11 protein-coding genes are annotated in these 12,951 nt (G+C 70.9%); 10 read left to right on the forward strand and 1 reads right to left on the reverse strand.

Features of this window, described 5'->3' with window-relative positions; all coding sequences use genetic code 11:
* The 6 genes from KBX53_RS07365 to KBX53_RS07390 form a co-directional block, all read left to right on the forward strand.
* Positions 1-755, forward strand: a 755-nt coding sequence (locus tag KBX53_RS07365; RefSeq protein ID WP_210858226.1) for a transketolase, incomplete at its 5' end; no start/stop codon positions are given.
* Entirely contained in the window at positions 755-1,636 is an 882-nt protein-coding gene (locus tag KBX53_RS07370; protein WP_030329317.1) for a family 3 encapsulin nanocompartment shell protein, read from the forward strand. The genes KBX53_RS07365 and KBX53_RS07370, both read left to right, overlap by 1 nt.
* The gene (locus tag KBX53_RS07375) at positions 1,633-2,535 is read left to right on the forward strand and encodes a sulfotransferase (protein WP_210858227.1); all 903 of its coding nucleotides are present in this window, start codon (positions 1,633-1,635) and stop codon (positions 2,533-2,535) included. Before KBX53_RS07370 ends, KBX53_RS07375 begins: the two co-directional genes overlap by 4 nt.
* A complete protein-coding gene (locus tag KBX53_RS07380) occupies positions 2,535-3,317 on the forward strand; it encodes an SDR family oxidoreductase (protein WP_030329313.1) in 783 nt (260 codons plus the stop codon). The genes KBX53_RS07375 and KBX53_RS07380 overlap by 1 nt, the downstream gene beginning before the upstream one ends.
* Positions 3,314-4,204, forward strand: coding sequence for a sulfate adenylyltransferase subunit CysD (gene cysD, locus KBX53_RS07385; protein WP_210858228.1), 891 nt, complete (start codon positions 3,314-3,316; stop codon positions 4,202-4,204). Before KBX53_RS07380 ends, cysD begins: the two co-directional genes overlap by 4 nt.
* A 2-nt stretch (positions 4,205-4,206) precedes the next feature.
* Positions 4,207-5,448 (forward strand): sulfate adenylyltransferase subunit 1, encoded by a 1,242-nt coding sequence (locus KBX53_RS07390; protein ID WP_030329308.1) that lies wholly within the window; start codon positions 4,207-4,209, stop codon positions 5,446-5,448.
* Between the two features lie 112 nt (positions 5,449-5,560).
* On the opposite strand, the gene KBX53_RS37110 is transcribed toward KBX53_RS07390, so the two are convergent.
* Positions 5,561-8,044 carry a LuxR family transcriptional regulator gene (locus tag KBX53_RS37110; protein WP_210858229.1) on the reverse strand — a complete coding sequence of 828 codons (2,484 nt, stop codon included), beginning with the start codon at positions 8,042-8,044 and terminating at the stop codon, positions 5,561-5,563.
* Between the two features lie 390 nt (positions 8,045-8,434).
* Between KBX53_RS37110 and KBX53_RS07400 the strand changes: the two genes are divergently transcribed.
* The 4 genes from KBX53_RS07400 to KBX53_RS07415 form a co-directional block, all read left to right on the forward strand.
* A complete protein-coding gene (locus KBX53_RS07400; protein WP_030329305.1) occupies positions 8,435-9,634 on the forward strand; it encodes a glycosyltransferase in 1,200 nt (399 codons plus the stop codon).
* A 15-nt stretch (positions 9,635-9,649) separates the two neighbouring features.
* Positions 9,650-11,290 carry an AMP-binding protein gene (locus KBX53_RS07405; protein ID WP_210858230.1) on the forward strand — a complete coding sequence of 547 codons (1,641 nt, stop codon included), beginning with the start codon at positions 9,650-9,652 and terminating at the stop codon, positions 11,288-11,290.
* Complete coding sequence (locus KBX53_RS07410) at positions 11,290-12,441, forward strand: acyl-CoA dehydrogenase family protein (protein ID WP_210858231.1); 1,152 nt, start codon at positions 11,290-11,292, stop codon at positions 12,439-12,441. Before KBX53_RS07405 ends, KBX53_RS07410 begins: the two co-directional genes overlap by 1 nt.
* Positions 12,438-12,951, forward strand: a 514-nt coding sequence (locus KBX53_RS07415; protein ID WP_210858232.1) for an aldehyde dehydrogenase family protein, incomplete at its 3' end; no start/stop codon positions are given. The genes KBX53_RS07410 and KBX53_RS07415, both read left to right, overlap by 4 nt.

Here is a 12,951-nt window from a genome sequence, read left to right on the forward strand (position 1 = left end):
CAATGCGCGGGTCGTCCGCGGTGGACATCGCGGTGGGCCTCGCCTCCGCCGGGCTGCGGCCGTTCGTCAGCACGTTCGCCACGTTCGCGGCGTTCCGCGCGGGGGAGAGTGTCAAGCTCGGCCTCGGGTACCTCGGTGCCCCCGTGGTCCTGGTCAGCCCGTACGGCGGGGTGTCCGGCGCGTGGTTCGGGCCGACCCACCACTGCCTGGAGGACCTCGCGGTGATGCAGAGCCTGCCGGGTGTGCGGATCGCCGTACCCGCCGGTGAGGCCGAGACCCGCGAGGCGATCCGGGCCGCCGCCGACGGCGACTGGCCGTGCTACGTGCGGCTGGGCCGCAACGAGGTGTTCGACGCGTCGTTCGCCCCGGCCGGTCGGGGCGCTGTCACCTGGTTGAACCCGATGGGTGGTGACACCTGCGTCGTATCCATCGGGGAGAAGCCGACGGCACTGTGCCAGGCCGCCACCGAGCAGCAGCCGGACCTCGGCCACGCGCACCTGTGCTGGGTGGACGAGGAGAGCCTGACGCTCGCCCTGCCGCAGCTGGCCGACGCGCGACGGCTGGTCGTCGTCGAGGAGCACCGCGCCGCCGGCAGCGTGGCCTCCACCCTCGCGCTGCTGCTGCCCGACCGCGAGGTGCTGAGTGTGAACGCCGGCGCCGACTGGCCGGCCGAGGGCGGCAACCACGACGAGACACTCGCCGCGTTGGGGCTCACGACATCCGCGGTTCTCAGCGCTGTTCTGAAGGGGAAATGATGACCACCACGATGCAACCCAGCGCCAGCGCGCTGGAAGTGACCCGACAGACGCTTGCGGACCCCACGCTCGCCCGACGCAGCCCGGGTGAGGAATTCGCCATGTCGGTTGCCCGGGTGCAGAACGGCGACGACGTGGTGGTGCCGATCCGGGCACACCTGACCGCCTCGTTCCCGCTGTTCAAGAGCCGCCCGCGCTACACCGTGCGGCACCTGTTGAAGGTGGCCTCGGTCTCCGATCAGACGCTCGCCTACGTACGCGAGGCTCCGAAGAGCGAGTACGCGAACGCGGGCACGGCGTACGCCAGCACGCCGGAGGCCACCTTCGAGCCCACCGTCGAGTACGCCGAGCTGACCGAGCTGAGCGTGTCCGTGCCCCTGCCCGCCGACCTGCGGCACGAGCCCGCGTTGCTCGCCGCGTTCATCGACTACCGGGTGCTGGTCCGGATGGGCGTGGTGGAGAACCAGGCCCTGCTGCACGGCACCGCCGACGGTCGGATCGCGGGGCTGCTCAAGCTGCCCGAGATGCGCAGGTCGACCATTGGCGGCGACCTCGGTGCGGCGTTGACCGCCGCGGCGGGGGCGGTCGAGGAGACCGGTGGTTCCTGCGACGGCATCGTCGTGCACCCCGCCCACTACTGGGACCTGGTCCGCGACGGGCTGCTCGGCCGACTCGCCGAGGCCGGAATCAAGGTCTCGCGTACCCGGATGATGCCGCGCGGTCAGGCGCTGCTCGGGGATTTCCGGGCCGCCGTGACGCTGCTCGACCCCAGCCGGTCGTCGCTGACGCTGCACGGCGACGTCGTGGAGGCCCGCACCTCCGTGGGCCTGGCCGTGCACCTGCCCCAGCACTTCCTCCTGTTGACGGACGGTCAGCGATGAAGGTCATCTACATCACCGGCTGGCTGCGCAGCGGCAGCACCATCCTCGGCAACGTCCTCAACGAGTTGCCCGGCGTGCTGCACGCGGGCGAACTGCACTACCTGTGGAAGAACGGCCTGCTGGACAGCGGCACGAACTCGCTGTGCGGGTGCGGCGAGCAGATCCGGCAGTGCACGCTGTGGTCGTCGGTGATCGCCACGTTCGGCAACGCCGAGCCCACCAAGCTCGCCCGCCAGATGATGTCGTCGCAGCAGGCCGGCCTGCGGACCCGGCACACCCGCGCCCGCCTGGCCAGCACGCCCCCGCACGTCACCCAGGTCCTGGACCGCACCGTCGCCGTCTACCGGGAGCTGGCGCGGCGGGGCGCGGAGCGGGCGGTGGTGGACAGCTCCAAGTACCCGGCCGAGGCGGCCGCCCTGCTGCGACGCTCCGATGTGGACGTGCGGGTGCTGCACATCGTCCGTGACCCGCGGGCCACCACCTACTCGTACCAGCGCGGCAAGCGGTACATCGAGCCGATGAGCCCGGCCCAGAGCACGGCGAACTGGGTGGGCTTCAACGTGGCCTCCGAGTACGTCGGCCGGGCCGCGGCGGGCCGCTATCTCCGAATCCGACACGAGGACCTGACCCGGCAGCCCCGTGAGGTGCTGGCCGATGTGCTGCGTTTCGCGGGGCTCGACGACGAGCCACCGGTGACCGAGGAGGGCAAGGTGACCCTCGGCACCAACCACACGGTCACCGGCAACCCGGATCGGCTCGGTCAGGGCACCGTGTTGATCCGGCCGGACGACCGTTGGCGTACGGAGCTGCCGGCGCTGCCCACCGCCACGACCACGGCGCTCGCCCTGCCCCTGCTACGCCGCTACGGGTATCCGACGCTGGCGCGAAAGGTGGCGTGATGGATCTCGGACTGTCCGGGCGGACGGCGTTGGTGGCCGCCGCCAGCAGCGGCCTCGGGCTGGCGGTCGCTCGCGCGTTGGCGGCCGAGGGCGCGAACGTGTCCATCGCGGCCCGCGACCCGCAGCGACTGGCCGCGGCGCACAAGCTGGTCGACGAGGCCGGTCCTGGGCGGGTGCTCTCCGTCGAGGTGGACGTCCGTGACGACGCGGACGTGACGCGCTGGGTGAACCAGACGGCCGAGGAGTTCGGCGCGCTGCACGTCGTGGTCACCAACTCGCCCGGCGTGCCGCACGGCCAGGCCGACACGTTCACAGTGGACGACTATCGGCAGGGCGTCGAGGGGTCGTTGCTGCCCCACATCTCGATCACGTTGGCGGCCCTGCCGCACCTGCGCCGGGCCGGTTGGGGACGGATCCTGCTGATCACCTCGGAGGCCGTACGTCAACCGCTGCCCGGCACCGCGATGTCCGCGACCGCCCGGTTGGGCGTGCTCGGCTTCGCCAAGGGTGTGGTCCACGCGGTCGGCGCCAGCGGCATCACGGTGAACGTGCTGGCCCCCGGCGTACATCAGACGCCGGCCTTCGACGGGTTCGTGGCGGCGCGGTCCGCCATCGACGGCGAGGCCGCGCTCAAGGAGATCATCGCCGAGGTGCCGCTCGGCCGGGTCGGGCAGCCGGCGGACTTCGGTGCGCTCGCCGCCTTCCTCGCCAGCGAGCAGGCGGGCTTCGTGACCGGCACGGTGCTGCTGGTCGACGGCGGAAACACGCGAGGTGTCACATGAGTCTGGAAATGCTGGAAGCAGAGTCGATCCACATCATCCGCGAGGTGGCCTCCGAGTTCGAGCGGCCTGCGCTGCTCTTCTCCGGCGGCAAGGACTCGATCGTCATGCTCCGCCTGGCGGAGAAGGCGTTCCGGCCGGCGCCGATGCCGTTCGCGTTGGTCCACGTCGACACCGGGCACAACTTCCCGGAGGTCCTCGACTACCGCGACAAGCGCGTCGCCGAGCTGGGCGTGCGGCTGGTCGTGGCCTCGGTGCAGGACTCGATCGACTCCGGGCGGGTGGTCGAGCCGACCGGACGCCGGGCCAGCCGCAACCGGTTGCAGACCACCACGCTGCTGGACATCATCGCCGAGCACCGCTTTGACGTGGCGTTCGGCGGAGCCCGACGCGACGAGGAGAAGGCCCGGGCCAAGGAGCGCATCTTCTCCTTCCGCGACGAGATCGGCCAGTGGGACCCGAGAAACCAGCGCCCGGAGCTGTGGAACCTGTTCAACACCCGCATCCGGCCGGGCGAGCACATCCGGGTCTTCCCGCTGTCCAACTGGACGGAACTCGACGTCTGGCGCTACATCGCCCGCGACGAGCTCGACGTGCCGCCGATCTATTTCGCGCACCGGCGGCGGGTGTTCGAGCGGGACGGCATGCTGCTGGCGGAGAACCCGTACCAAGCGCCGGACCCCACTGAGGTGGTGTCCGAGGAGACCGTGCGGTACCGGACGGTCGGTGACATGACCTGCACGGGGGCGGTCCTCTCCGGCGCGCGGACGGTCGCCGACATCATCCAGGAGGTGGCGACCACCAGGATCACCGAACGCGGCGCGACCCGGGCGGACGACCGGACCAGCGAGGCCGCCATGGAGGACCGCAAGCGGGAAGGGTACTTCTGATCATGGACATCCTCCGGTTCGCCACCGCCGGCTCGGTGGACGACGGCAAGAGCACACTCATCGGACGGCTGCTCTACGACTCCAAGTCCACCTTCACCGACCGGCTCGCCGCGGTCGAGGACGTCAGCCGTCGGCGTGGCGACGAGTACACCAACCTCGCACTGCTGATGGACGGCCTGCGGGCGGAACGTGAGCAGGGCATCACCATCGACGTGGCGTACGGCTACTTCGCCACGCCCAAGCGCAAGTTCATCCTCGCCGACACCCCCGGCCACGCCCAGTACACCCGGAACATGGTGACCGGCGCCTCCACGGCGGACCTGGCCATCGTCCTGGTGGACGCCACGAAGGGCATGGTCGAGCAGAGCCGGCGTCACACGTTCCTGCTCGGCCTGCTCGGCGTGCCGCACCTGGTGGTCTGCGTCAACAAGATGGATCTGGTCGGGTACGACCAGGGCGTGTTCGACAGTATCCGGGCGGAGTTCTCGGCGTTCACCACGAGGATGGCCACGCGGGACGTCACCTTCGTGCCGATCAGCGCGCTGCACGGGGACAACGTGGTGAGTCGCTCGACCGAGATGCCCTGGTACGAAGGCACCTCGCTGCTGCATCACCTGGAGAACGTGCACATCGCCTCGGACCGCAACCTGGTCGACGTCCGCTTCCCGGTGCAGTACGTGATCCGCCCGCAGTCCAGTGCCTGCCCCGACTACCGCGGTTACGCTGGTCAGGTCGCCGGCGGGGTGCTGCGCCCCGGTGACGAGGTCATGCACCTGCCCTCCGGGCTGACCACCCGGGTCGCCGCCATTGACGGTCCGGACGGGCCGGTCGATGAGGCCACGCCGCCGATGTCGGTGGTGCTGCGGCTCGCCGACGACCTGGACGTGTCCCGTGGGGACATGATCTGCCGGCCGCACAACGCGCCGGCCGTGGTCCAGGACATCGACGCCATGGTGGTCTGGATGAACGAACGGGCGCTCCGGCCGCCGGCTCGGCTGCTGCTCAAGCACACCACCCGGACCGTGCGCGCGGTCATCCGGGATCTGCAGTACCGGCTCGACGTCAACACACTGCGGCGCGATCCCGATCCCACCGAGTTGCGGTGCAACGAGATCAGCCGGCTCCAGCTGCGGGTGACCCAGCCGCTGTTGTGTGACCCGTACTCCCGCAATCGGCTCACCGGCTCCTTCATCCTCATCGACGAGGAAACGAATCACACGGTGGGCGCCGGCGTCATCAACTGACGCCCGACACATCGTCCGAGCCCGCGGGACAGCCCCACCTGGAAACCTGGGGGGGGGACGGCGGGGGGCTCGGACCGCGACCGGCTCCGGTCACCTGAGCGGTGGCTCAGTCTCAGGTCTGCGGCCGGGTGAGCAGCACGCTCAGCGCGCCGAGCTCCCCCCGGTTGGTGATGCCGAGCTTGCGGTAGACCCGGTGCAGGTGGTTCTCCACCGTCCGCACCGACAGCACGAGGGTTCGGGCGATCTCGCGGCTGGACAGCCCTCCGGCGGCGAGCTCGGCGATCTCACCCTCGCGGGGCGTGAGGCGTGGCGGCGCCAGCGCTGACAACGCGGGCGAGCGGGGGATCTCGTCGCAGTGGCGCATGAACATGAGGGCGCGGGCGGCGGCGGTGGACGCCAGGGCCAGGCGGCCATCGGACCGGTGCCGCTCGGACTCCTCGGCGGCGGCCTCCGCGGCCAGCAGCGGGCTACCCATTTCGGCGAAGTCGGCGGAGGCCTTCGCGAGCGCCGCCGCGTCACCCTCCGCCATCGCCCGGGCGTGCAGGGCGTAGGACTTCCCGAGGAGTCGCCCGGACTGGCCCGCGAGCGTCCGCAGCCGGTCGGCGGCTGGTCGCGGAGCGCCCAGGCGCGCCGCGTCGTGCAGGGCCAGCGTCTCGAAACCTGCCGAACCCCGGTCCCGGGCCAGTCGCGCGGTCCACTGTGCGTGCGCGGCGGCGTCGCCGTGCCGGGCGCCGATGACCCAGGCGCGGTTGAGTTCCGTCCAGGGGCTCAGCAGGCGCAGGGACACCCCGTCCAAGCGGTCGGCCTCGGCCAACGTGCTGGCCGCGGCGTCGGGTTCGCCGGTCAGCGCGTAGCTGTGCGCGAGCAGCCCCAGCAACACCGCCAGCATGTTGTTCGACCTCTGCTCACGGGCGATCGAGATGCCCTCACGGCACCAGGACGCCTGGTCCCGCAGCTGCCCCCGCATCCGGGCGACCAGGCCGCGCAGCAGGCACGACACCAGGGTCGCGAACTGCCACCGGTTGGCGAGCGCCCGTTCGTAGCTGATGCGGGCCCGCTCCTCCGCATCGGCGAACTGCGCGGTCCACAGCATGCCGTGGACGGTGCCCAGGTCGGCGAGAACGGAGAGCCACGGTGCCTCGTCCGGCCACTCGCCGGCGAGCAGGTCGAGTCCCTCGTGTGGGCGGCCGGAGAAGACCATGGCCAGGCCGGCGGCCACCTGGGCTTCCGGCTCGTCCGGCGCCCCGGCGGCGAACTCCAGGGCGTCCTTCGGGGCGTCCGAGAGAGCACGCAGCAGCGCCTGCCGGGCGACCAGCCGCCGACGGGCGACCGGGTCGACGACCTCGTCGACCGCCGCCGCCAGCAGCGCCTCGGCGGGCCCCTGCCGGTCGAGTCCGAAGTAGAGGTTGAACGCGCGCACCATGGCGACCCGGGCCCGGTCGAAGTCGCAGTCCAGCCGACCGAGACCGGACAGCGCGGACTCGGCTTCCGCCGGGCGGCCGGCGAACAGCAGGCCGTAGCCGAGCGGTTCGATCACCGCCGTTCCCCGACCGGCGGCCAGCTCGCGCTGGGCCAGCTGCCCGGCGAGCTCGAAATCCAGTGCCGACCGTGCGGCCCTGGCGGCGACCGCAGTGTTCTCCGGGGACGGCCGCTGGCCACAGGCCAGCTGCCACCGTACGGTCCGCGCGAGGTCGACCGGATCGTGGCTGCTCGCCTCCATCAGGCTGGCGCACTGACCGAGCCACCGTCGCGCGCGCAGACGCGGCGTGACGGCACGCAGGACATCTCCATAGATCGGGTACGTCAGGCGGGCGAGGTCCTGGCCACCGCTTCGCTCGATAGTGATGAGACCGTGCGCTTCCGCTGCTTCGAGCACGTCAGCGGAGACCAGCTCGCCGAGCACGTTCGGGCCGATCGGCTCGGTGACGGCGAGGAGCTCCATGGCGGAACGGCATTCCGGCGACACCGCCGCGAGCCGCTCGTCGATCAGCCCGGTGAGCCAGGACGGGATGGCGAACGGGCCACGAAGCATCCACATGCCGTTCTCGGTCACCAGCCGGTTCGCCTCCAACTGAGCGGTCAGCAGCTCGCGTACCAGCAACGCGTTGCCCGCGGTGGCCTCCCAGAACCGCTGAACCAGAGCACCTTCCACCTGGCCGGACAGCGCCTCACCGAGGATCTGGTGGACGTCGTCGCGGCTGAGCGGGCCAACCTCGATCCACTCGGCCAGCCCGTCGGTCCACAGGTCCGCGATCGGGCGCGGCAGCCGCCGGTCGGGACGCACCGCGGCGAGGAGGAAGAGTTCGCCCCGCCGGGCGAGCTGCACCGCCAGCGCGGCGGATGCCTCGTCCAGCAGGGGAGCGTCGTCCACGAGAAGCGTCAGACGGCGCTTGCCGGCCGGCTTGAGCAGCGCCTCGGCCGCGACCCGGAGCGCGTCGCCCGTGAACGGTGAGCGGAGCAGCCCGGACGGTAGGTGTTCGGCGAGCGCGCCGAACGGGACGTTGGCGGTCGCCACGGTGGTGACGGCCCGGATGACGTGGTGTCGCGCCGGGTCCGCCCGGTGGGCGGCCTCGGTCTGCAGCCGGCTCTTGCCCACGCCTTCCGGGCCGATCAACGCGATGCCGGCGGATCCGCGCCGGTCGGTCGCTGCGCAGATGCGCCGCAGCTCTGAGTGCCGGCCAGCGAAAACATCTCGGAGGCGGTCCCTGATCGTTACCTCGGTGGAATCCACCACCCCACTGTCTTATTGGTCGCTATCGATCGGCTTTCGTCAAACCATCACCCGGGCGGCCTATCGACGAACCGCGAGGCCAGCGCGCTCCTGAGTACCGAATGCGGCCCCTGTGTATCGAGCAGCCGGACCGGTTGAGTACTTCGTCGCGATAACCCGGTAGCGATGAGGAAGCCTTTCCCGCAGAGGTTTCCCAGTATCGTCGCCACTGCCGGCAAGCCCGACCAGAATCAGCTCTCGTGAATTGGGGCGATAATGTCGTATCTGAAGCCGACCGATCCTGCCGTACTGGCGAAGGCCGTCGCTGACAACCTCGTCGTCGCGGCCGACCCCGACGCACCCGCCTCGGGCCTCTACTACTGGGAGATCTCCCGGCCCTGGCGGGACAAGGTCGTCGACGCGGTCCGGACGTGTGGGGCCGACGCGATCCGCACGCTGGGTGAGAGCCTGCTGGCCGACCCGACGGACCACCGACGGTACTGGGCGCTGCACGCGGCGCTGGCGGAGCGGCACGGCCGCGACTCCGCCATCGACAACATCATGCACCTGGGCTGGCGTGCGGAGTGCAACTCACGCCTGGGCCACGTGCTGAACGAGGACTACACGAGCGACGCCGTCCCGGTGACGGTGGAGGAGATGGCCGCGTTCGACCCGGGGCCGCGGCTGCCCGACGGCGCCGCGCCGGAGGTCCTCGTGGTGATCCCGTTCCACAGCCGGCTGGAGGGCGGCGGCGAGCGGCTGCGCAACCTCCTGGCGTGCCTGCGTTCGCTGCGTGACCAGTCGTTGCCGCGCGAGCAGTATCAGGTGACGGTCGTGGAGAGTGACGAGCAGTCCCGCTGGCGTGACGTGATCAGCCGCTTCGCCGACAACTACATCTTCGCCCCCAAGAGTGGGGTGTTCAACAAGTCCTGGGCGATGAACGTCGGCGTCGCGAACACGCCCGGAGACACCGAGATCATCTGCCACATGGACGCCGACGTGCTGGCCGACCGTGACTTCCTGGCGCGCAACGTCGACCGCATGCGCGAACCCGGCACGATGGGGCACCTGCCGTACCGGGACATGGTGGCGATGGACTACCCCGCCACCTGGCGGGCGATCCGCGAGCGGCTGCACGGCGGCGCGGCGGCGCCCGACCCGCGGCGGCTGCGCGCCTTCACGCTGCGCCGTGGCCCGGGGCTGTGCTTCTTCGCCCGTGCCGAGCTGTACTACCGGACCGGCGGCATGGACGAGCGCTTCCAGGGCTGGGGCGGCGAGGACATCGAGTTCAACTACCGCTTCGGTTTCGACGCGGCGTACGACGCCTTCGACGAGCCGCTGCTGCACATGCGGCACCCGTCCTACTCCGAGCTTCGCGGTGACGGCAAGTTGATCAACGCGCACCTCGTGCCGGGCAGCTGGCAGCCGACCCGGCCGATCGGTCAGCTCGACCAGTTCGCCCCGGCCAGCGTCTAACGTTCGGAGGACGGCGTGACCACAGAGACAAGTACGGCGGTCCGGCTACTCCAACCCGCCGGACCGCACGACGACAGGACCATGCTCGACCATCTCCGGGAGGCCGTGGCCCGGCATCCGCAGCGGTCGGCGGTGATCTGCTGGCACGCCGATGGCCGGGCGACCGAACGGCTGACCTACGCACAGTTGGGTGCGACGGTCGAGCGGTTGGCGGCCGGGCTGGCGAGGCTCGGCGTCCGCCGCGGCGAGGTGGTGACGCTGCAACTGCCCAACTCGTGGCAACTCGTCGCCCTCGCCCTCGCCTGCGCGCGGATCGGCGCCGTCGCCGGTCCGGTGGCGCCGATCATGCGCCGGCGTGAGCTGGAATTCATGACCCGGCTCACCGAGAGCCCGGTGTACGTGGGGGCGGCCTCCTACCGTGGCTTCTCGTACGACGAGATGTGCGCGGAGGTGGCGGCGGCGGTGCCCTCCCTCCGCCATCGCGTCCTCATCGGTGAGCCGAGCACTCCGGGTGCCCTCGACTTCGACGCCGACCTGCTCAACCGGGCCTGGGAAGACGAGGTGCCGCCCGGTGAGCTGGACGGCCGCGAAGCCGGCCCCGACGACCTGGCCCAGGTCATGTTCACCTCCGGCACCACCGGTGAGCCGAAGGGTGTCATGCACAGTCACCGGACGCTCTACGCGATCAACCAACGGCAGATCGAGGTGCTGGGGCTGACCAGCGACGAGGTGACGGCGATGGGCTCGCCCACCACCCTGCAGGGTGGATACACCTGGAACTTCGTCATGCCGCTGCTGCTGGGCGCGAGCGCGGTGCAACTGGACACCTGGGATCCGGCGTTGATGCTGCGGATCTTCGAGGCGGAGCGGGTGACGTTCTTTTACGGCGCGCCGACGTTCCTCAGCGACCTGATCCACGAGCAGCGACGCAGTGGGCGGGACGTCGGCGCCCTCAAGGCGTTCGGCACCGGCAGCGCGCCGGTGCCACCGGTCCTCGTGGAGGAGGCGCGGGAGGTCCTCGGCTGCCGCGTCTACGCCGTCTGGGGCATGACGGAGAACGGCTGCGTCACTGTCACCCGCCCGGAGGACCCACCGATGCGGGCCGCGGAGAGCGACGGCACACCGGTGCCCGGCATGGAGATCCGCATCGTCGACGAGAAGACCGGCAGACCTGTCGAGAAGGGTGAGGTCGGGCGGCTCCAGGTACGGGGCGACAACCAGTGCCTGGGCTACTACCGCCGTCCGAACCTGTACCGCCAGTCGCTGACACCCGACGGGTGGTTCGACACCGGCGACCTGGCGCGCGACGACGGACACGGCGGCATCCGCATGGTCGGCCGCCTGAAGGACGTCATCGTCCGGGGAGCCGAGAAGGTGCCAGTGGTCGAGGTGGAGGCAGCGCTGCTGCGCCACCCGGCGATCCGGGAGGCGGCCGTCGTCGGTTATCCGGACCCACGGCTCGGGGAACGGGCGTGCGCGGTCATCGTGCCGGACGGCGAGGCGCCCTCCCTCGACGAATTGCGTGCCCATCTCACCGAGCTGGGCATGGCCAAGCCGTATTGGCCGGAGCGGATCAGTGCGGTTGACGAACTGCCGAAGACGCCGTCGGGAAAGGTCCAGAAGTTCGTTCTGCGGGAACGATTGAAGGCGACGTGATGGATTTCTCTCTTACTGCTGATCAGCGCGCGCTGGCCGAACGGGTGCGCACCTTCACCGAGAAGCGAATAACGCCGTTCTATCAGGACAGCGACCGGCAGGGACAGTTCCGCCCCGATCTGCTGCCCGAGTTGGCCGCCGAGGGCCTGTTCGCCCTGCGCGTCCCGGTCGAGTACGGCGGGCTGGGGTTGGACGCGGTCAGCACCGGCGTCGCCCTGGAGGAGCTGGCCCGCGGCGACCTCACCGCGTGCTACCCGGTGCTGAACGCCGCCCTGGTGGCCGGCATCATCACCGCCAACGGGACCCCGGAGCAACGCGCGCGCTGGCTGCCGGCGATCGCTCGCGGGGACGCCGTGGTGGCGTTCTGCATGACCGAGCCCAGCCACGGGACCGACGCGGCCGCCGTCAAGCTGCGAGCCGAGCCGAACGGTCCGCACGACTGGCGGCTCGTCGGCGAGAAGACCTCGATCATGCTGGGGGCGTACGCCACCCACGGGATGATCTTTGCCCGTACCAGCGACGCGCCACGTGCCCGTGGGGTCACCGCCTTCTACGCCCGGTTGGACGACCAGCACGTCGTGCGGTCAACCCTGCGTGACCTGGGCAGCCGGTCCGGCGGCCGATCAACTCTGGTCTTCGACGGCCTGCCGGTCCAGGTGTCGGACGTGGTCGGCGAAACCGGACTCGGCTTCGCCCAGGGCATGCGCGGCTTCGACTACTCGCGGGCGCTCATCGCGCTCATGGCGGTGAGCGTGGCACGGGCCGCGCTGGACGACGCCATCTCGCACGCTCAGCACCGGCGGGCGTTCGAGAAGCCGCTCGGCCAGTTCCAGGGCATCGCCTTCCCGCTCGCGGAGTGCGCCACCTATCTGCACGCGGCCCGGCTCGTCGCGTACGAGGCGCTGTGGCGCAACGACGCCGGGCTGGAGCACCGTCTGGCGGCGAACATGGCCAAGTGGTGGGCGCCGAAGGTGGCCGTCGAGGCGACGCACCAGGCGTTGCTGACGCTCGGTCACTTCGGTTACAGCGAGGAGCAGCCGATCGCCCAGCGGCTCCGGGACCTGATCGGCACGCAGCTCGCCGACGGCACCGCCAACGCCACCAAGCTGGTGGTCGCACGGGAACTGCTCGGGCGGGAGTACGCGCCATGAGAACCTTCCCGTCCTATGTGGCCGGCAAGGACGTCGAGTCGGACCGGCACGTCTACGGCATCTCGGCGCGCGCGGCGCTGGAGGACACCTTCGGTGCGTTGAGCCTGAAGCGGCGGCTGGAGGCCGGTGAGTCCGGTGCCGAGGACGACCCGCGCGTTGTCGGACGATGCGCGTTGGCCGACCCGCAGACCGTCCAGCAGGCGTTGGCCGCGGCGGCCGCCGCCCAGCCGGAGTGGGGCAGGACGCCGCTGCGTACCCGGCTGCGTCTGGGCGAGGCGATCCGCCGGCGGCTCGTCGCGACCCGCGAGGAGTTCGTGGAGCTGATGGTCGCCGAGGGGCGGCCGCGCACCCCGTCGTACGCCGAGATCGACGGGTTGCTGCACATCTTCAGCGAGCAGACCCTCTCGTGGTGCGCCGAGCTGCTGCACCGCGAGTTCTCACACGACGGCAGGCGGATCGTGGTGCGCCGCCGTCCGGACGGGGTCGTCTGCGTGGCGCCGCCGCAGAACG

It is taken from the genome of Micromonospora sp. M51 (assembly GCF_018070305.1).
Lineage (GTDB): Bacteria > Actinomycetota > Actinomycetes > Mycobacteriales > Micromonosporaceae > Micromonospora > Micromonospora parva.